The following is a 19,913-nucleotide window of genomic DNA, read 5'->3' as shown; positions in this document are numbered from 1 at the left end:
CATGAACCTCGAACAACTGCTGCAATTCAAGTTCCCCGACATCGAGTACACCGCCACGCCGCGCGATGCCATGCTCTATGCACTGGGCATAGGCGTGGGCGACAGGCCTGAAGATGCCCGCGACCTGCAGTTTGTGTATGAGCAGGATCTCAAGATGTTCCCTTCACAGGTCAACGTCATCTGCCACCCCGGCGGCTGGATCATGAACCCTGTGCTGCAGGTGGACTGGGTCAAGCTGTTGCACGGCGAGCAGGCCTTTGAAATCCTCAAGCCCCTGCGCCCGGGCGCGACCTATGTCGGCAGCTACCGCGTGCTCGGCGTCGTCGACAAGGGCGCGGGCAAGGGTGCGCTGCTTTTCCTGCGCAAGGAGCTGCGCGAAAAAGGCAGCGCGGACATCGTCAGCACCGTCGACTCGACCTACTTCCTGCGCGGCGATGGCGGCTGTGGTGGCACCGGCATGGAAGCGCCTGCGCCGCATGCCATTCCTGATCGCGCACCCGACAGCAGTATCAGCATTTCAATCCTGCCGCGCGCTGCGCTCATCTACCGCCTGAGCGGTGACTACAACCCGATTCATGCAGACCCGGTGCTCGCACGCAAGGCCGGTTTCAACAGGCCGATACTCCACGGCCTGTGCAGCCTGGGCGTCGCAACGCGTGCGATTGTGCAGGCGGCATGTGATGACCGGGCCGAATGCCTGCAGTCGCTCAGACTGAGATTCAGCTCGCCTGTTTACCCAGGCGAAACACTGGTGACCGAGCTGTGGCGTGAAGGAAATGTCGTAAGCTTCAGGTCACGGGTCGCCGAGCGCGACATCGTGGTTCTCAACAACGGACGGGCAACCGTCTCGGGGTCCTGAGTACCTCCATCACACACCCATCCAGCACGACAACATCCCAGGAGACAGGTCATGTTCCAGCAGAAAAAAGTCATCATCAGTTGCGCCGTTACGGGCGCCATCCACACACCGTCGATGTCGCCGCATTTGCCAATCACGGCCGATGAAATCGCCGAAGCATCCATCGCCGCCTGTGAAGCCGGCGCCGCCATCATCCACCTGCATGCACGCGACCCCGTCACCGGAAAACCCGATCAGCGGCCCGAAGCGTTCGAGCCCTTCCTCAAGCAGATCAAGGCGCGCAGCAAGGCCATCATCAACCTGACGACGGGCGGCGCGCCCTACATGACGGTACAGGAGCGCATGCAGCCGGCCAAGGTGCTCAAGCCCGAAATCGCGTCCATGAACATGGGCACCATGAACTTCGGCCTCTTCCCCATGCTCAACCGCTACAAGGAGTTCAAGTTCGACTGGGAAAAGCCCTACCTCGAAGGCAGCAAGGACCTGATCTTCCGCAACACCTATGGCGACCTTGAGACCGTGCTGACCGAACTCTCGGCCAACGAAACGCGCTACGAATTCGAGTGCTACGACACATCGCACCTCTACAACCTGGCGCACTTTGTCGAGCGCGGCCTGGTCAAGGCGCCCATCTTCATCCAGACCGTGTTCGGCATTCTGGGCGGCATTGGCACCCACCCCGATGACGTGATGCACATGAAGCGCACGGCGGACCGCCTCTTTGGCGACAGCTACCGCTGGTCTGTGCTGGGCGCGGGCGCCAGCCAGATGAAGATTGCCGCAATGGCTGCGTCCATGGGCGGCAATGTGCGCGTGGGCCTTGAAGACAACCTCTGGATCGCCAAGGGCAAGCTGGCGGTGAGCAACAAGGAGCAGGTGCTCAAGGTGCGCGAGATTCTTGAAGGCCTGGGCCTGGAGATTGCCACGCCCGATGAAGCACGTGAGATCCTGCAGACCAAGGGTGCGGCCAAGGTCGCTTTCTAAGCCATGCCTCATGTTCCCGGTTGACCTGCTGGTCAAGGCAGCACGCGCCTGGCCGGCGTCCATCGCCATCCAGGACGGCCAGCGCACGCTGACCTTCACGCAGTTGCTGGCGCAGGCCAATGCGCTGGCGGCGGCCATCCAGCAGATCACGGGGCTCAGGCGGCCCCGTGTGGCGGTGCTGTCGCCCAACTCGCTGGAGATGGCGATCGGCATCATGGCCATACACGCGGGCGGCTTCTGGCTGATTCCGCTGAACCCGCGTGATGCGGCTGCTGAGGTCGAGCGCCAGGTCGAACTCGCCAAACCCGACCTCTTTATCCTGGACCCGGCACTGGCGGAAGGCTTCAAGGCCGGGGGCGTGCCCGTGGTGCACAGCCGCCAGCATGGCGATGCCACCAGCATCGAAAGCCTGGTGCGCCTGCATGAAGGCCATACGCCGGTCTTCGCATGCACCGATCCTTCCGAACCCAACGCCATCAAGTTCACCGGCGGTTCATCAGGTAAACCCAAGGCCGTGGTGCAGTCGTTTCGCACCGTCAACGCAGTGGCCACCACGGTGGCGACGGCGTTCGACCTGAAGAGCGACGAGGTCTACCTGCTCACCGCGCCCATGACGCACGGCGCTGGCGCCTTCATGCTGCCGGTGCTGTCGCGCGGCGGGCGCTGCGTGATCATCGACAGGCCGCGGCCGCAGTCGATTGCCGACGCGCTGGCGCATCACAAGGCCACCATGACATGGATGCCACCCACCCTGCTCTACATGCTGATGGATGTGCCTGGCATTGAGGCGCAGGATTTCAGCGCACTGCGCCACCTGATCTGGAGCGGCGCGGCCGCCACGCCCGAAAAGTTCAGGCAGGCGCGCAAGCTGTTCGGCAACGTGGTCGAGTCGGCCTACGGCCAGGCCGAGGCGTCGTCGGTGGCGACTGTTTTGCGCGCCCACGACATCGTTGATGACGAGGTGCTGGCGTCGGTCGGCAAACCCACGCTGCTCGCGCATGTCGAGATCATGGCGCCCGATGGCCGCATACTGCCCGTCGGCGAGGCGGGCGAGATCGTCATTCGCGGCGACATCCGCATGATCGAATACCTGGAGATGCCCGAGGTCACGGCCAAAACCATCATCGACGGCTGGGTGCATACCGGCGACATCGGCCAGTTTGATGCGCGCGGCTACCTCTTCATCAAGGGCCGGCTGCGCGACGTGGTGATTACCGGCGGCTTCAACGTCTACCCGCTGGACGTGGAAGACGTGCTCTGCCGTAACGCTGCAGTGCAGGAAGCCGTGGTGTTTGGCCTGCCCGACGACAAGTGGGGCGAGCGCGTCGAAGCCGCCATCACACTGCGGCCGGGCGCAGATGCCGACCCTGAAGAACTGATCGAATTCGTCCGCCAGGCGCTGGGCCCGGTCAAGACGCCCAAGGCCATCCACATCCTGGGTGACCTGCCGCGCAGCGTGGTCGGCAAGGTTCAGCGGCGCGAGGTGCGGGAGCAGTTTCTGGCCAAAGCCTGATGGCGGGTTTTGAACGTCAGAGCGAGCCTGAACAAAGCCACCTGAAGGCCGGGAAGCCAAAATTTAACGTACACGGCAAAAATTTAACGTGTACATTAAAAAATACATAAATGTTAAGTTACAACTTAACATTTTGACGGGTTCGACCGACCAGCTCAGGTTTATGCTTAAAAAATAGGCAAAAAGAGGTCTTTTTCAGGCATGAAATCGGCTGTAGCCCTTTAAACACAAGCGTGAGCAGCTATTAATTTCATAGTAAATTGAACCTGACGCGGCACCCGGCACGCGCCCGCTGGCGCCCGGAGCCCCTCACAACCCGAACTTATTCAGGCTGTATGCCGGCCGCCTTGATCTTGTCGCGCCACGAGGCCAGTTGCTGATTCATATAGGCACCCAGTTCCGCCGAAGTGCCCGGTGACACGTCGGCGCCCATGGCGGTCAGCTTGTCCGTCACTTCCTTTTTGGCCGTGATCTTGTTGATGGATGCGCTCAGCCTGTTGGTGATATCGGCCGGCAGTGCTGCCGGGCCGAGAATGCCGACCCAGGCCGCCAGGTCAAAGCCCGGCAGGTTGGCGGTGGCAGCAATGGTAGGCAGTTCGGGCGCCAGTTTGCTCTTTGCCTCGGTCGTCACGGCCAGCGCCCGCAGGCGTCCGCCCTTGAGCAGCGCCTGGCTGGAGGCCAGATCGACAAACAGGTAAGTCACTTCGCCGCCAACAAGCGCGGTCAGTGCCTGCGGCGTGCTCTTGTAGGGCACGGCTATCGCGCCCAGGTGCGCCAGGTTGTTGAAGGCTGCGCCAGCGATCTGCCCGGTGCTGTTGCCGTAGGCGAAGCTGGCCTTGGTCGGGTTGGCCTTGGCGTAAGCCATCAGATCCCCGACAGACTTGACGGGTGAATCAGCCGCGACGGTCAGGATGAACAGGAAGTTGCAGATGCGAGCAACCGGCGTGAAGTCCTTGATCGGGTCGTAAGGCAGCTTCTTGAACAGGTGCGGGTTGCCCGAGTTGATGGTGTTGGTCGTCAGCAAAAGCGTGTAGCCGTCTGCCGGGGCCTTGGCTACCAGCTCGGCTGCGATAAAGCCCGATGCGCCGGGTTTGTTCTCGACCACAAAGGGCTGGCCGTATTCGGTTTGCAGTTCCTGCGCGTAGAGGCGCGCGACGATGTCACTGGCGCTGCCTGCGGCAAACGCGGTGACGATGCGCACCGGCTTTGCCGGCCAGGCCTGGGCAAATGAATTGCCGGATGCCAGTGCCGCAGCCGCCAGGGCGGCCGTCAACATCACCCGCCGTGTGTTCATGAACTTCATTGTTTCGTCTCCGGTTGTGGTGCGCAATGCCCATTTAGTATGCTACTGTACTTTATACTACCACCAGAGACAAACCGGCGTCAATGCGGTAAACACCACGTTGCGTCGGTGCAGCCACCGACGCACATCAAGACAGGAAAACCCATCCATGAATCCATCAACGCCATCACCACTCCAGGGCCTGCGTGTGCTCGACCTGTCCAAGGTACTGGCCGGTCCGCTGTGCGCCCAGTACCTCGGCGACATGGGCGCAGACGTCATCAAGATTGAAACCCCCGACCAGGGCGACGAAACACGCCACTGGCCGCCTTTTCGCGAACACGGCGAGAGCAGGACAGGTGCGGTTTTTTTAAGCGCCAACCGCAACAAGCGCAGCCTCTGCCTGGACCTGCGCAGCGAAGAAGGCCTTGCCGCCATCTACCGCCTGGCCAGGTGGGCAGACATTGCGATTGCCAGCTTCGGCCCCGGCGTGGCCGACAAGCTCGGCGTTGACGCAGCCGCCCTGCGCGCCTGCAACCCGCGGCTGATTTATTGCGACATCTCGGGCTTTGGCAGCGTTGGCCCCATGAACGAGGGCAAGGGCTACGACGTGATCCTGCAGTCCTTCACCGGCATGCTGGCCATCACCGGCGAGCCCGGCGGCCCGCCGGTACGCAGCCCGTTTTCGCCGGTAGACCAGGCCACAGGCCTGCACGCCCTCATAGGCATACTCGCCGCGCTCTACCAGCGCGAACGAACGGGCGCAGGCAGCACCGTGGAGGCCTCGCTTTTTGACACCGCCACTGGCATGCTCGGCTACTTTCTGCAAAGCTTCTGGGAGCGCGGCACAGAGCCCGAAAAACCCGGCTCGGGCCATGAATCGCTGTGCCCGTACCAGGTGTTTGAAACAGCGGACAAGCCGCTCATCCTGGGTGTGGCCAACGACACGCTCTGGAAGCGCTTTTGCACCATGACCCATCTGGACGATGTGGTGGACCACCCCGACTACCGCACCAACGCCGACCGCGTGCGCAACCGCGCAAAAACTGTCGCTCTGGTGTCCAGAGCCCTTCAGGCCAAAGGCCGTGATGCCTGGCTGGCTGAACTCGACAAGGCCGGCATTCCCAGTTCGCCGCTGCACACGCTGGGCGAGCTGTCAGAGCACCCACACACGAAGGCCAGCGGCATGAAGTTCGACTACAACCATCCCGCCCTCGGCAAGATGCAGGGCGTGTCGCAACCGCTGCGTTTTGATGGTGAACGCACACAACTGCGCAGGCCACCGCCCATGCATGGGGAGCACAGTGTCGAGATTCTGAAAGAACTGGGTTACAGCGACGAAGAGATCGCCACCCTGTCGCCCGCCAAAAGTTAAGGCTCACTGCGGCTGATAGACGACTGCTCGGCGATTGCGCGGCGATTTGGTGATTGGGCCGTCGCGCCCCGCCGCCATTCAGCGCGGCTTGCGCTTGTCGAACTCTTCCTGCGCAACCTCTATCGCATCCCGCCCGCCCTGCTCCAGCCACAGGTTTGCACCCAGCGCCCTCATCTGCTGGATGTCTGCGATTTCCCCGCCGGCTTCCGTCGACAGCTCGACGAAGGCATAGGCAAATGTCTCTGTCCATTCAATCTGCGGCCAACGCCGCGAATGGGGGATGGCGGTCGCAGCAATGCCCGTGCTGTCAGAAAAATCAGATATGGGCGCAGCTTCTTCGGGCGACTCCTGCAATTCGGCCAGCCGCTCGGCGAGCGCTGCAGCCTTGGCGGTGTGTTCAGCCCACTCGGTGAGCTCAGCCTCTGTCGGCGCCGCGCCCTCACCGTCACGAAATGCCCGCACCTTGTTCGCCAGCTGAAGAAAACGCTGCGCCCGCCGGATGTCCTCAAGGCGTTCGGCCTCCACCGCTCTCTGCAGTGCAGCTACCCGGGCGTCGTTATGGTCGTGCAAGCCACCTCCCGCAGGCGCATGCTTGCGCCGCCTGTGAAGTATGACGATGAAGGGGGATTTGCGCAACCGCAGGGCCGCCCTGCACGGCCCGGTTCAGGTTCAGGCAGCGCGGGCGAAATCCGCTTGTACTTTCTTCTCATATGCGAGCAGCTTCTGCACGCTGGCGCGCTGCTCCATGCGCTGAAGGTGGGCCACGCAGTTTTTATAAACGGAGGTGTCGGCCTTGAACATGGAGCCGCGGCGGAAGCACCAGTAAAAGTAGGCATCGGCACAGGTGAAATGGTCAAAAAACCATTCACGCCCGGCCAGCATGCTGTCTGCAATTTCAAAAAGCTCAAGCATGCCCTGCGAGCCGTGCGCACGTACATTGTCTGCCGTATCCGGCAGATCACAGTAACGCGCGGGCCTGGCCTGCTGCGTGAGCTTGGGGTGAATGCCGGCCGCACACCAGGCCATGACCGACAGCGCATGCACATAGGCCATGGGGTCGGCGGGCATCAGCTTTGCGGCTGGAAACTCACGCGCAATCCACACCTGTATCGCCACGTTCTCGGTCAGTGGCTCGCCATCAATCAGCAGCGCAGGCACCTTGCCTTTGGGGTTGATGCGCAGATAGTCAGCGCTGTTGTTCTCGTTTTTTTCAAGGTTGACATTGAGCACATCAAACTGCGCACCGGCCTCGGTGAGCAGGATGTAGGGAACGAGCGAGCAGGCAACCGGGCAATAGGCTAGGGTAAGTTTCATATGTCTCCTTTGGTATGAGTGGCGATATCCTCAACACAGCGTAATCTGGCGGGACTGGCACAGTGGCATTTTGTCACTGGCCGCCGAAATCCGCCGATGGGCCCATGTGTGGCGTTCTGCAAGTGCTGATGTACTGCTTTATTGTCATATCAAGCCGTTAATATCCGCACCAACATGCAGGCATTTCAAACCGTCAATCTCCAGTCCCTGATCGACTCCCTTGTCAGCCTGAGTGCGGCGTTTATCTTCGGCGGCATGATCGGCTTCGAGAGGCAGTTTCGCCAGCGAACCGCGGGCCTGCGCACCAATGTGCTGGTAGCTCTTGGCGCTGCCATCTTTGTAGACATGGCAGCCCGCCTGCACGGGCAAGAGGGTGCTGTACATGTCGTGGCTTACGTGATTTCAGGCATAGGCTTTCTCGGCGCCGGTGTCATCATGCGCGAGGAGGGCAACGTGCGTGGCCTCAACACCGCAGCAACACTCTGGTGTTCGGGTGCGGTAGGCGCTTGCGCGGGCGCCGACCTGGTGCTTGAGGCTGGCGTAGCCACGCTCTTCATCCTGGCTGCCAATACGCTGCTACGCCCCATCGTTGACCAGATCAACCGCCGCCCGCTGGACGTGAAGTCAGCGGAGGTGACCAACATGGTTTATGTAGTCACGGCCAGCGACAGCCAGAAAATGGTTCTGGCCCTGCTCGAAAAATCGCTGGAAGAATTGCGCTATCCCACGCGTGATCTTGAAGTCCATGCCTTCGGCGATGACGAGGTCAAGATTCAGGCGGTGCTGGCCGCCACATCGATAGACGGCCCGCAGCTGGATGCCATGGTCAAACGCCTGTCAGACCTGCCCGTGGTCACGCAGGCCTACTGGAGCGCCAGCACTTCGGATTAGTTTTGGCTGACTTGAGTGATCAGGGATTGAGGAGACAGAGGAGACAGAGGAGACAGAGGAGACAGAGGAGACAGAGGAGACAGGCTGCCGCAGGAGCATACTGACCGTCCGTACCCAGGCCACACTAGTCCGGAACATTTATTTTCTGGACCTTGTCACAAAGGAACAGCCTCAAACGTCTTGTTGGGTATGGCTGTGCCCCGGATCAGGCAGGTGGTAGGCGCATTAAATCAGGGACAGCAATGCATATCGGAAAATCCTACAGGCGCACTGAATTTCTTCATTGGACGCGGCGCAAAATCTACGTGCTTACGCTTGTCACGACCGTGCCGGTGGTGCTCTACCAATTACTGGATCTGAAGTGGGTAGCCTTGCCCTGGGTGGTGGTGGCCGTGCTGGGAACCGCCACATCGTTCATCGTTGGCTTCAAGAACGCGCAGACTTATGGCCGCACCCTGGAAGCACAGCAGGTCTGGACAGCCATCGCCACCGGCAGCCGTTACTGGGGCCTGATCAGCAGGGACTTTCCGGTTGACCGCGAGAAATCAAGGGCGCTGGTGTACCGCCATCTCGCCTGGCTGACTGCACTCCGGTACCAGCTTCGTACCCGGAGAATCTGGGAAAGCGTATCAAGCCAGTCGAACGCCGAATATGGCAAGACGTTTTTCACCGTACCGGAAACGGAAACATCGCTGGACCATGAGTTGCTGAAATACCTGCCGGAAGAAGAGCTTGCATTGATCGCCCACGTGCGGGGCAAGGCGACATGGCTCATGGGTGCACAAAGCGAGGCCATACGCGCGCTCTACGCAGCACAGAATTTGGTGGTTCTTCATCACACCGAAATGCAGAAAACCCTCAAGGACTTCATCGACCAGCAAAGCAGGGCCGAGCGTATAAAGAATTTCCCCTATCCACGGCAGTACGCCATCATCAACACGATTTTTGTGTGGAGCTTTGCAGTGCTGCTGCCGTTTGGCGTCATGGTCGAGTTTGACAAGCTCAATGCGCATGTTGGCGGTTTTCTCGCCGGCAACATGAGCTGGTTTGCCATACCGTTCAGTTTGCTCATTTCCTGGATGTATATCTCGCTGTACCAGGTTGGGGAGAGTACCGAGAACCCGTTTGAAGGGGGCGCCAACGATGTGCCCATGGCGCAGGTTTGCCGATTGCTTGAGATTGAGCTGAAACAAATGCTTGGCGAAACTGATGTTCCGAGCCTGCTCAGACCGAATAACAACATCATTCTTTAAACACATCGCACCCCAGGTCCGGCTTGCGGAACAAACCTGCGGGGCCAGTACTTGCCAAGCGCTGGCATAAGCGGCACGATATTGCTGTGTTGCGGGGAATGTCGTGCCCCCACGCCGCAAAATTCGACGAAGCCAGTCCTTCCTCACGATAACCGTACAGGATTGCCCGATGTTTTTTCTATGGCCGCAGTACCTCTGGCTGCTGCTTGCGCTGCCCCTGCTGCCATTGGCCTACCTGTGGCTGCTGCGCCGGCGCGGCAGAACGTCACTGCGCTACAGCAGCGTGGCTATGGTGCGTGCCGCCACAGCCGGACGCAATTGGCGCAGGCACGTGCCGCCCGTGCTGCTGTTACTTGCCAGCGCAGTGCTGCTGCTGGCCGCAGCGCGACCCGTTGCAAAGGTGCCGCTGCCATGGGCAAGGTCATCCATCATGCTGGCCATGGACGTGTCGCTCAGCATGCGGGTCACTGACGTCAAACCAACCCGGCTGGTGGCAGCCCAGGACGCGGCCAAGTCTTTCCTGAAGGAGTTGCCCAAGGGCATTGAGGTCGGGCTCGTCACCTTCGCCGGCAGCACCCAGGTGGCCCAGGCCGCAACACTTGACCGCACGTCGCTGGTCGCGGCTATCGACGCCTTCCAGATGCAGATGGGCACAGCGGTAGGGAACGCCATCGTGCTGTGCCTGGCAGAACTCTTCCCCGACCACGGCATCGACCTGAGCGGCATGACCTTCGGCAGGCAGCTGCGCGGACGCAGCCTGGATGACAAGGACAAGCCGCCACCGAAAGAGATCACGCCCGTAGCGCCGGGCTCGTACAACTCTGCCGCCATCATTCTGCTGAGCGATGGACGCCGCACCACCGGTGTAGACACTCTTGCCGCAGCAAAGATGGCCGCCGACCGCGGGGTAAAGATCTACGTCGTGGGCCTGGGTACTGTCGGTGGAGATGGCGCCACGGCCGAAGGCATGCCCATCTACCTGCAGCTTGATGAACCGACACTGCGCGAAGTGGCGCGCATGACAGGCGGCGAATATCACTACGCCGGCACGGCAGAAAAATTACGCAGCGTCTATGAAAATCTCGGCTCGCAGCTGCAGGTGCACAGGCGCGAAACCGAACTCTCTGGCCTGCTTGCGCTGGTGGCAGCGTGTATCGCGGCTAGCGGGGCTTTGTTGTCTGTCATCTGGTTCGGGCGGATAGCCTGAACGGGGCAACTCGCCAAGCCCAGGCGCAAGGACAAGGCGCTACTTGAGCGTCGCAAGTAGCTGAAGCGCAGCCTTCTTGCCCATCCCCCGCAGCCTGGAAATTGCGGGCATATTCTTCTCACGCGGCCGGGTCTTGCCGTCCTCCCATAGATAGACCGAGGCGCCGGATACACCCAACAGCTTGCCAAAGTCAGCTGCGGACAAGCCCAGCTTCTTGCGCAACGCGGCCAGATTTTTTGCGCTGTAGCGAGTGACGGTTGCGGGTTGGGCATCAGACGCTTCGGCAACTCTCTTGCGAGTGCCTTTGCTGAGTTGACCGACAAGGCGTTCCAGTTGCGCGATGCGGCGTTTCAAATCGGCGATGTCGGAGCGGTACCGGGATGATGCCGATTTGAGGGCGGAGACTTCAGCGCGAACTTCCTTGCGGGCGACGCGGGAGATTTCGGATTTGAGGGCTGTGGCGATGTTCATGCGTTCATTATCCAGAAATCACACAACAAAAACAGCAACGCCCCAGACCCGAACGGATGCTGAGGCGCATTGAGAAAAGATAAATGGTAGGGCGTGTAGGACTTGAACCTACGACCAAAGGATTATGAGTCCTAAAAATTGGATTTTATTGGATTCCACTGGACAAGTTAAATTAACGCAAGTCATTGATATATAACATTTTATTGTTCAACGACGTCCAATGCGATATACGAACATCGGCTAAAATTCTGGCAACGGTCTGGCAACGGTCTGGCAACGGTCTGGCAACGGTCTGGCAACGGTCTGGCAACGGTCTGGCAACGGAACACCTCAGGATTATGCAAGCGTCCCTCAATAAGCTCACTCCAAGTCAACTCATTAATCAGTCGCCAGTTGGTCGTTTCTCAACACTGAGAAAGATCATTCCTACCGGCGCCCTTCAAGTGCGTAAGCACAGCAATGGCACGGTAACCTTTTATTGGCGATACAGCTTCGGACTCAAAAGTGAGCGGGTCCCCATCGGCAGTTATGACTCGTCAGCACCACCTAAATCGCTGTCTCCTTCGGCCAAAGGCTTCTCAATTGCTGCAGCTGAATTTCAAGCCCAGAAGCTTGCACAAGAGCACTTGAATCACAAGGCCCAAGGGGGGCGCCCGGCCCTTCTCGCAGAAAAAGCCAAGATCGCACGTGTTCAGCAGCTCGCTGCAACGGAACAAGAAACTGCGACAGTTAAGCACCTCCTGGAAGCCTACTGCGACTACCTGGAGCAAAACGAAAAGATATCTCACAGCGAGGCTCGTTCGATCTTCAAGGTTCATGTTTATGAACCGTGGCCATCCATATCTGAACTGCCCGCTTCAGAAATGACGGTCGATCACGTGGTCGAAATAATGCGACGCGTTATCGAGCAAAAAAAGGGAAGGACCGCTAATAAGGTGCGGACTTATTTGCGCGCCGCCTATCAAACAGCAAAGGCAGTAAAAACAAAACCATCTGTCCCGAAGCTTTTCGAAAAGTTCAAGATTACGTTCAATCCAGCCGCAGAAACTTCACCAGACAATTCAAACAATCTGCCGGACAAAAATCCTCTCGAATTAGATGAACTTCGACTTTATTGGTCCATTATTAGGGACATGCCAGGCTTCAAAGGTGCCGTTCTAAGACTTCACCTACTTACTGGCGCTCAACGATTGGCTCAACTAGGGCGCCTTCTAACAGCTAACATCAAATCAGACCGATTCACGTTAATAGACAAAAAAGGCAGATCTGGACGTCCCGCTCGAATCCATCCGGTTTACCTCATCCCCCAAGCGAGAAAGGCACTGGATCAATGCAATTCGACCGGGAAGTATGCTTTGTCTACTGATGGTGGAATAACTCACATTGCAGGGACGACGCTAAGTGACTGGGCATGTGAAGCAGCAGCTGGTATCAAAGATTTCTCTACCAAAAGAATCAGGTCAGGGGTTGAGACTTTACTCGCCAGCCTAAAGGTTAGTAAGGAAACTCGGGGCCATCTCCAATCGCATGGACTTTCTGGTGTACAGCATCAGAGCTATGATGACTATCAGTACCAAGAAGAGATCCGGGACGCGCTTAGCCGGCTTTACCTGGCGCTTGATTCCTCGCCCGCGGTTGGCAAGAAACGTCGAGGCGCTTGAGCGACTGGAGCAGGCTTCGAGCGCGTCCAATCGCATCAACCAGCTCCGTCTTTACACCATAATGATGCCGCCGTTGGCATCTATAGTTGCGCCAGTAATGAAGCTTGCGCCATCCGACGCAAGAAATTCAACTACTGCGGCAATTTCATCTGCTTGAGCGTACCGGCCAAGTGGAATAGTTTTGGGGATAGCGGCATAAAACTCATCGGACGTGGTTTCTTTAACTCGGTCCACATCAGTCGGTCCAGGTGCAAGTGTATTGACCAAGATGTTGTACTTTGCATACTCCTTGGCCAAATGCCTGGTGATGCCAAGTACCCCAGTTTTTGCGGCTGTGTACTCAATTCCTAGCGCTGTTGCAACGGAACGGGCGGCGTTTGACGCGAAGTTAATGATTCGACCTCCTCCGTTTGCCATCATGTCCGGCAAAACTGCCTTACAACACAAAAACACGCCCTTCATGTTGGAATCTACAACCGAATCCCATTCCTCTTCAGTAGTCTCATGTGGCAACTTATACTGAAAATAGCTGCCCGCAGCGTTAACCAAGACGTCTGCGGGTCCGTAAGCAGCCCGGACGTCATTCACCATTCGCTGCACTGAGTCCCAAGATCTGACGTCACACTGAAAGGCTTTTGCCTGCCCCTTGCCGGATGCATTGACTTGTTGCACGCAGTCCTGAGCTCGCTCGAGCAGGAGGTCCACGACAGCGACACGCGCGCCCTCTGCTGAAAACCTCTTAACGACAGCAGCGGGAATACCGCGGCCCCCACCAGTAACTATAACGACACGATTTTGTTTCATACATTCCTCGAAAAAGATTGACTTACGACCTAACGCAATAGAGCAAGGTCGTGGTCAATCACAGGAAAATTGTTTGTATCCAAAAAGCCAAGTCGCAGGCCCTTCAGTATCCGCTTGATCTGTGGGGTTCACTTTACTTATCCAACGGAGTAGCCGCCATCAACAACAAGTACAGACCCGGTCGTAAATGCTGATTCATCGCCTGCAAGATAAACACAAGCGGAAGCAATCTCGGCTGGCGAACCGTAGCGCCCAATAGGATGTGCGGCTACCCGGGCGAGGCGCTCAGCTTCAGGATCAACGCACGCGGCGACCCGCTGCGCAACGGTCGGCGTATCAATCACACCTGGACAAATTACGTTGCAACGCACACCGTCTTTTGCGTGCCCCATTGCAAGCGCTTTGGTTAGTCCGATAACAGCGCCCTTACTCGCGCCGTACGCCAAGCGGGTCGCATTTCCAATAATGGAAGACTGCACAGAAGCTATATTGATGATCGAGCCCCGACCTCGCCGAATCATCGATGGGATGAAGGCCTTATTGATCCGAAACATTGACTTGACATTAATGTCAAAGGTTTGATCCCAATCCTCTTCGGAGCAGTGAAGTATGTCGCCGTGATGCACCCACCCAGCCACATTAACTATCACATCGACTTCTTGAAACTCATGGGCCAACTCCAGAATGCGGGAGTGCTCGCGAACATCAAGGGAACGTACCTGAATGCGTTCACTCCTGAGCTCTTGCAGCATGTCGGCATTGACATCGGTGGCAATTACCGTCGCCCCTTCAGCGGCTAGTTGCAAAGCCACTGCTTTGCCAATTCCCTGCGCCGCCGCGGTCACAAAGGCACAACGATCTCTTAGTCTCATTTCAGTTTCTTTCAGTTTTCTTGTTCAGCTAATTCATTTACGACCGTGGCGCTACACACGAAAGTCCGCCATCCACGAGAAGATCAGTACCGGTGATGTAAGACGCTTGGTCTGAAGCAAGAAAAACCGCTGCATTTGCCACATCCCAGGCAGTTCCAAACCGACCTAGCGGCACCGAGTTCTCTCTCGCGGCCCGTGCAGAGGCGATATCGCTGATTTGTAACGCTTCGGCAATTTTTGCGGATGCATGTTCTAACGTTGGCGTATCAACTATTCCTGGGGTGATGGTGTTGACCCTAATGCCTTGACGCCCATACTGAGCGGCGAGCGCTGACGTAAATGAGTGCACCGCACCTTTCGTAGTGCTATATGCGATAGCCGGCATTCCCAAATACCGACTTGCCGAGATTGAGCCGACGTTGGTAATAACCCCGAATCCTTGGGAGAGCATGACTGGTATTACATGCTTGCAAGATAAAAAAAGCGTTTTGATATTTAGCCTCGACGCCAAATCCCAATCTTTCTCTTCGAGAGAAACTACGTCACCGGGGAACATAACCCCGATGTTGTTATGCAGAATATCAACACTTCCAAAGTGGCTCAGGCACACCGCGACCATCTTTTCGACCGACGCACTATCGGATAAATCACCTGCAAAAATCTCGCAGTTCCCACCCTCGCTCAGAATGATCTCCTGAGTCTCCCTTGCTGAATCAGCGCTCACATCCGCTGCCAGGACTTTAGCGCCCGCCCTGGCAAACGCCACCGCAGTCGCTTTCCCGTTTCCCCATCCCGGACCAATGGCGCCAGCGCCACACACAATGGCAGTTCTGCCGATCAACGCTCTCATGTTCAGAGTCTGAGCTAGCCTGTCACTCAAGCTTGATATTCATCGGAGCCAATGTTTTTCCCCAGTTCTGGTACTCGCTGCGCGCAAATTGTTCGGTTTGTTGAGCGCTCATCCGCTCTCCTACGATGAAGCCCGCATCGCTCAGGCGCTTGCTGACTTGGGGCGTCTTCATTGTCTCGTTAAGGCTGTGGTTGATACGTTCAACGAGTGGCTTCGGCGTGCTGGCAGACATCGCCATGGCGAGCCAGACCGGGAAGAATACGTCGTAGCCTGACTCTTTGAGCGTAGGAACATCAGGGAGTGTCGGCAGTCTCGCCAAAGTGTTTGTTCCAATGACGCGCAACTTGCCTGACTGCACAAAGGGCATGGCGGTACTCGGATCGACAAACATGGCGGACACCAGCCCTGCGGCAAGATCGGCGACCGCCGGAGGCGAGCCCTTGTAAGGAACATGAACCATGTTGAGTCCGGCTTTGCGCTGGAACATTTCCATGGTCAGATGCACAGGATTTCCCATCCCTGACGATGCAAAATTGACTGACTTCTCTGGCTTTGACTTTACGTAAGCCACGAATTCGGCCACTGTCGATACGCCAAGTGATACGGGAACAAACATGACCATGGGCAAGGTCACCATCATGCCGGTCATTGCAAAGTCCCGACGTGGGTCATACGCCAGCTTTGTGTACAGATGAGGATTCAGGGAATAAGCACCCATATCCACGCTAAGAAGGCTATACCCATCGCTAGGTGCAGCGGCAAGTGCAGCGGCGGCGATAGCCCCTGCAGCACCTGCTTTGTTATCAACAACAACGGGTTGCCCCAATTCTTTGCTCATCCCTTCAGCAACCACACGAGCGACAAAGTCAAGTCCGCTACCCGGCGGATAGCCGACGATCCAACGAATGGGTTTAGTAGGGAATGTCTGAGCCAAACTGGGTAACGCCGCCATTGCAACGGCTGTTCCGAGCGTACGCTTCAATGTCAGTCGCTTTTGAAAATCCATCGTGGTCTCCTGATGCTGTGTTAATTCGCCTCGGCGACAAGATGTGCCGGCCGGGAATCGTATTGCCGCAGTCAACAGACTTCAATCTTGATTTCCTATCAATACGGGAAAGCACATCCCTGTGTAGCAACCCCCTTTTCTGACCGATCTCTGCCCGGTCAAGAAGCTCTACACGGAAGTACCTTCAAACTTGGCCCGAGGCCTGAGCAAAGACCCCGTCAACCTCTGCTCTTGTATATGAGCAACCCATCCAGCCGTTCGCGCAAGCCCAAACAGTGCGCCTGGCAACTGCTTTGGCAAATTCATCTCTCTGCAAACTGCGACTATTCCGAGTTCATGCCTAGGATGCAGATTCAACTCATCCTCCATCCGGTCAACAAAGGTTAAGAGAGCTTTAGAGCTTTTCGAAAGTAGAGGACGGCGCTGCAGTACGGACAGAAGGTATTTTGCTCGGGGGTCGCCGCGCGGATACATCGGATGAACAAATCCAGGGACGACAGCCCCTCTAGCATGTGCATCTTTGGCCCGCTGCATGAGCTCTCTTGAGCTAGATGCCTGCAGAAAAGCATCAACTCGCAAATATTGCCGTCCAATGCCCAGACCTGCGATCGCGCAAGCGCCGGAAGCCAGACAACTGTGCAAGGCACTACCACCAGACGCACATACCCTGGCGCAAAGGGTTCCAGGGGATAGTTCGTGGTCTGCCATGATTACCAAAATTGCATTGAGTGCCTCAATGTTCGAATCCGAACTCTCAATCTGGAGAGCGTCGATCAGACCTTGAACCACCGAGGAACCAGGTGTCATGGGAACGAATTTCTCCAACGGACCTGCGTATCCACAACATCCCACCAGTGAGTGGATGATCTGGCGCGCTGCGTCGTATGTGCGCCCGCCCTGGCCCCTTTCCGCCGTAGCTCCGCCCGCCCCTGCAGCTACGCCCAAATGCAAGGTGACAATTGAGAATATCTCCAGCAATTGATCTGCTGGATTTTGGCTCTCCAGCGAGTCAGTGATACGTTTTAGCTCAGGAGTAAGTTCTAGGACTGGCCAAGTAATAGCCTCATCAAGAAGAGTGCCTGTCCACAGCAGTTCAGCTGCGGATTCAAAGGAAACTTTCATGCGTGCGAGTTCCGCAGCCGACCGCCCACGGTAGCGATGACCTGAAGGAGTTATTTCCGTTATGGTGCTCGGGACGATCGGATCACCCCAATTCATTGCTGAAGCCGCTAGCGCCCCATGACCGGTCCTAGCGAGGGAGCGAATACACATGCGTTCCACATCGCTGCGCAAATATAGTTTCTCTTTACTGCCAGGTTGCGCCAAACTTGAAATTAACCCCCTGCTCACATAGGCGTACAAGGTCTGCTGCCGAACCCCCATCATTTTCATCGCCTCTGCGGCGCTCACATAGTCTTGCTTTTCCTGAGAGTTCTGGGATGCGATCCCGTCCAAGTTCAGTTTTTGTTTTTGAGCCATATTCAGTATCCTCTTTGACCGAATATTGCCGCGACATGTCCATAGTTGCAAGCTTTATACGACTCCTCCTCGCATACCCGTATTGATCACGAATCAAGATTGAAGCACCTGCTAGATAGGATTAGATTCTTGCCTTGACGGGAGCACCAAGCCTGATGCTCGAATATTCTCAACGATGCATCCCACCGAGGAAAAAATGTCGCAAAAAAGCTTTTGGCCAAACGGTGCACGTTTGGCAATATCCATCTCTATGCAATTGGAAGCCGGGGCGCAACCAGCCCATGCGCCATATAGTCCATTCGCCGAAATGGACGCGGAGACGCCCAATCCGGCTACTGTGAAATGGTTTGAATATGGATTGAAGGAAGGTATCCCTCGGCTTCTGAATCTTTGGGATCAAAAGGGAATAAAAGTTACCTCGCATATGGTCGGCAAAGCTGTCGAGCAAAGCCCCGCGCTGGTCAAGGAAATCGTCAATAGAGGTCACGAAGCTGCAGCACATGGTCACAAGTGGGAACCCCACTGGAGAATGCAGCCGGATGAAGAGCGTGCCTCCTATGAAGCAAATATCAGGGCCATAGAAAGTGCTGCCGGCGTCCGGCCCACAGGATTCAATGCATTTGCTTTAAGGAACGGACCAAATACTCTGGAAATTCTTCAGTCCTTAGGGTTCAAATACTACATCGATGACGTCAGCCGCGACGAGCCATTTTCTGTTTCCGTAGCCGGCAAGCCATTCATGGTCGTCCCCTATACGCGCCGCAACAATGACATCGACAGATTTCACCAGCTTTCAATTTCGGCCAAGGATTTCCTTTCGGATTTGAAGGATGAATTTGATGTCCTTTATTCCGAAGGAACACAGCGACGTCGTTTGATGTCAGTTAGTGCGCACGACCGTATAGCCGGTCAACCAGCAATAGTGAAAGCACTAAGCGATTTCATTGACTACGCGCAAAGCCACGACGGCGTTGTGTTCATGCGAAAAGATGAGATTGCAAACTGGGCCAGCGTTCAGAAGGATACGCCTCATGAAGCCTGAGATTTCGAAAGCTTCACACACTAAATGTCTCTTTGGTGCGCGCCCATGATGAGTTCGAACCTTAATCAAATGTTTTTGGCTTTGGCACCGTGGATGGACGCATTTTTCCGTTTCTGCGTCGGCGCTGCACTCGTTCCGTACGCGCTGCGAGCAAGCTTCGGGTTCTTCAAAAATACTGGTATGCCCGTTGGTGACCTTCGGGGTACCGCAGAGTACCTGGAGCGGTTCGGCTGGCGGCCAGGCATGTTTTGGGCAGTGGCGTCGACTATCAACAATCTGGTATGTGGCGCTTTACTGGCAGTCGGACTATTTACACGATTTGCCGCACTGGGCTGCGCTCTGCTACTGATCCTCTCCGCATGTCACCATCTCCGGAAAGACGGATATTTTGCTAATCAGAACGGCTTTGAGCACTACGCTTTATGGGCAATCTGCTGCATGTATTTCGTGGTCCACGGTGGCGGCCCCTTCTCCCTCGACCGTGTTCTCGGTCTGTCAATTTAACAATCTCCTGCAATACACCAATGACTTCTACTTCAATTGCTCCAATCGCCAACAGTGCCGACGAATGGAGAGCCGAAATGGATCGGTTGTCGCAGAAAACCGTACCTAGCTTTTTTCATATTAGAGCTCGCCTGCCTAAAGCAGGGCGCACCAATCAAGTGTTGGGCGCCTCCAAATACATGAATGTTGTCCTGAAAACCTATGCCACGGGTGGTGAAAATGAACTCCACGCCCACTCGAACGAGGATCATTTATTTGTTGTGCTGCAGGGGTCGGCAATCTTCTATGGTCCCAAAAACGAGACCAAGCGCGTCGAAAAGAATGATTGCGTTCTTATTCCTTCAGGTGCGTTCTACTGGTTTCAAGCGGAAGAGGAAGAGCCGCTGGTCATGCTTCGCGTTGGGGCCGCGCTGGATCCGCATAAGGATATTCTGGCAAGGATTGATATTGAGGGCCGATCATTCGACGGCTATTCTGAAAAGAACAAAGAAGCGCCTTACATCTTGGATGAGGTCAAAATCTTTGAGTAGCGTTACGAGATAGGGA

Annotated in this window: 20 protein-coding genes; 11 read left to right on the top strand and 9 right to left on the bottom strand. The window is 56.7% G+C overall.

The window, feature by feature from the left end:
- The first annotated feature begins 1 nt into the window (after window position 1).
- The 3 genes from HYX42_RS08910 to HYX42_RS08900 are packed head-to-tail and all read left to right on the top strand — an operon-like array spanning window position 2 to window position 3,356.
- Window positions 2-859 (top strand): MaoC/PaaZ C-terminal domain-containing protein, encoded by an 858-nt coding sequence (locus HYX42_RS08910; protein WP_293401991.1) that lies wholly within the window; start codon window positions 2-4, stop codon window positions 857-859.
- 51 nt (window positions 860-910) lie between these two features.
- Complete coding sequence (locus HYX42_RS08905; protein WP_293401989.1) at window positions 911-1,843, top strand: 3-keto-5-aminohexanoate cleavage protein; 933 nt, start codon at window positions 911-913, stop codon at window positions 1,841-1,843.
- Between the two features lie 10 nt (window positions 1,844-1,853).
- On the top strand, window positions 1,854-3,356 hold the full coding sequence (locus tag HYX42_RS08900; RefSeq protein WP_293401987.1) for an AMP-binding protein: 1,503 nt from the start codon (window positions 1,854-1,856) through the stop codon (window positions 3,354-3,356).
- A gap of 322 nt (window positions 3,357-3,678) precedes the next feature.
- Here HYX42_RS08900 and HYX42_RS08895 read toward each other — a convergent pair whose 3' ends face one another.
- Complete coding sequence (locus tag HYX42_RS08895) at window positions 3,679-4,659, bottom strand: tripartite tricarboxylate transporter substrate-binding protein (RefSeq protein ID WP_293401985.1); 981 nt, start codon at window positions 4,657-4,659, stop codon at window positions 3,679-3,681.
- A gap of 148 nt (window positions 4,660-4,807) precedes the next feature.
- On the opposite strand from HYX42_RS08895, the gene HYX42_RS08890 reads away from it, so the two are divergent.
- The gene (locus HYX42_RS08890) at window positions 4,808-6,013 is read left to right on the top strand and encodes a CoA transferase (protein WP_293401983.1); all 1,206 of its coding nucleotides are present in this window, start codon (window positions 4,808-4,810) and stop codon (window positions 6,011-6,013) included.
- 78 nt (window positions 6,014-6,091) lie between these two features.
- On the opposite strand, the gene HYX42_RS08885 is transcribed toward HYX42_RS08890, so the two are convergent.
- Both HYX42_RS08885 and HYX42_RS08880 read right to left on the bottom strand, forming a co-directional pair.
- Window positions 6,092-6,649: a hypothetical protein gene (locus HYX42_RS08885; protein WP_293401981.1), complete on the bottom strand. Its 558-nt coding sequence runs from the start codon at window positions 6,647-6,649 to the stop codon at window positions 6,092-6,094.
- 33 nt (window positions 6,650-6,682) lie between these two features.
- Window positions 6,683-7,327 carry a glutathione S-transferase N-terminal domain-containing protein gene (locus tag HYX42_RS08880; protein WP_293401979.1) on the bottom strand — a complete coding sequence of 215 codons (645 nt, stop codon included), beginning with the start codon at window positions 7,325-7,327 and terminating at the stop codon, window positions 6,683-6,685.
- Between the two features lie 174 nt (window positions 7,328-7,501).
- Between HYX42_RS08880 and HYX42_RS08875 the strand changes: the two genes are divergently transcribed.
- From HYX42_RS08875 to HYX42_RS08865, 3 genes are all read left to right on the top strand, one after another.
- The gene (locus HYX42_RS08875; protein ID WP_293401977.1) at window positions 7,502-8,218 is read left to right on the top strand and encodes an MgtC/SapB family protein; all 717 of its coding nucleotides are present in this window, start codon (window positions 7,502-7,504) and stop codon (window positions 8,216-8,218) included.
- A 305-nt stretch (window positions 8,219-8,523) separates the two neighbouring features.
- On the top strand, window positions 8,524-9,471 hold the full coding sequence (locus HYX42_RS08870; protein WP_366931143.1) for a bestrophin family ion channel: 948 nt from the start codon (window positions 8,524-8,526) through the stop codon (window positions 9,469-9,471).
- Window positions 9,472-9,640: 169 nt separating this feature from the next.
- Window positions 9,641-10,678 (top strand): VWA domain-containing protein, encoded by a 1,038-nt coding sequence (locus HYX42_RS08865; RefSeq protein ID WP_293401973.1) that lies wholly within the window; start codon window positions 9,641-9,643, stop codon window positions 10,676-10,678.
- 39 nt (window positions 10,679-10,717) lie between these two features.
- Here HYX42_RS08865 and HYX42_RS08860 read toward each other — a convergent pair whose 3' ends face one another.
- Entirely contained in the window at window positions 10,718-11,149 is a 432-nt protein-coding gene (locus HYX42_RS08860; protein ID WP_293401971.1) for a helix-turn-helix domain-containing protein, read from the bottom strand.
- Window positions 11,150-11,352: 203 nt separating this feature from the next.
- Here HYX42_RS08860 and HYX42_RS08855 point away from each other — a divergent pair, with 203 nt between their 5' ends.
- The gene (locus HYX42_RS08855) at window positions 11,353-12,810 is read left to right on the top strand and encodes an integrase (protein WP_293401969.1); all 1,458 of its coding nucleotides are present in this window, start codon (window positions 11,353-11,355) and stop codon (window positions 12,808-12,810) included.
- 51 nt (window positions 12,811-12,861) lie between these two features.
- Here HYX42_RS08855 and HYX42_RS08850 read toward each other — a convergent pair whose 3' ends face one another.
- The 5 genes from HYX42_RS08850 to HYX42_RS08830 form a co-directional block, all read right to left on the bottom strand.
- A complete protein-coding gene (locus HYX42_RS08850; RefSeq protein ID WP_293401967.1) occupies window positions 12,862-13,614 on the bottom strand; it encodes an SDR family oxidoreductase in 753 nt (250 codons plus the stop codon).
- Window positions 13,615-13,751: 137 nt separating this feature from the next.
- Window positions 13,752-14,486: an SDR family oxidoreductase gene (locus tag HYX42_RS08845; protein ID WP_293401965.1), complete on the bottom strand. Its 735-nt coding sequence runs from the start codon at window positions 14,484-14,486 to the stop codon at window positions 13,752-13,754.
- 37 nt (window positions 14,487-14,523) lie between these two features.
- On the bottom strand, window positions 14,524-15,336 hold the full coding sequence (locus tag HYX42_RS08840; protein ID WP_293401963.1) for an SDR family NAD(P)-dependent oxidoreductase: 813 nt from the start codon (window positions 15,334-15,336) through the stop codon (window positions 14,524-14,526).
- 22 nt (window positions 15,337-15,358) lie between these two features.
- Window positions 15,359-16,342 carry a tripartite tricarboxylate transporter substrate binding protein gene (locus HYX42_RS08835; protein WP_293401961.1) on the bottom strand — a complete coding sequence of 328 codons (984 nt, stop codon included), beginning with the start codon at window positions 16,340-16,342 and terminating at the stop codon, window positions 15,359-15,361.
- Between the two features lie 168 nt (window positions 16,343-16,510).
- A complete protein-coding gene (locus HYX42_RS08830; protein WP_293401959.1) occupies window positions 16,511-17,821 on the bottom strand; it encodes a citrate/2-methylcitrate synthase in 1,311 nt (436 codons plus the stop codon).
- Between the two features lie 175 nt (window positions 17,822-17,996).
- On the opposite strand from HYX42_RS08830, the gene HYX42_RS08825 reads away from it, so the two are divergent.
- Genes HYX42_RS08825 through HYX42_RS08815 form a run of 3 tightly spaced genes read left to right on the top strand, consistent with a single transcriptional unit; the run spans window position 17,997 to window position 19,897 of the window.
- Window positions 17,997-18,863 carry a polysaccharide deacetylase family protein gene (locus tag HYX42_RS08825; protein ID WP_293401957.1) on the top strand — a complete coding sequence of 289 codons (867 nt, stop codon included), beginning with the start codon at window positions 17,997-17,999 and terminating at the stop codon, window positions 18,861-18,863.
- A 45-nt stretch (window positions 18,864-18,908) separates the two neighbouring features.
- Window positions 18,909-19,367: a DoxX family protein gene (locus HYX42_RS08820; protein WP_293401955.1), complete on the top strand. Its 459-nt coding sequence runs from the start codon at window positions 18,909-18,911 to the stop codon at window positions 19,365-19,367.
- Window positions 19,368-19,387: 20 nt separating this feature from the next.
- Window positions 19,388-19,897 carry a cupin domain-containing protein gene (locus HYX42_RS08815; protein ID WP_293401953.1) on the top strand — a complete coding sequence of 170 codons (510 nt, stop codon included), beginning with the start codon at window positions 19,388-19,390 and terminating at the stop codon, window positions 19,895-19,897.
- Window positions 19,898-19,913: the final 16 nt, after the last annotated feature.

The organism is Polaromonas sp. (assembly GCF_016185115.1).
Lineage (GTDB): Bacteria > Pseudomonadota > Gammaproteobacteria > Burkholderiales > Burkholderiaceae_C > Polaromonas.
This window is presented reverse-complemented; position numbering and strand designations above follow the sequence as displayed.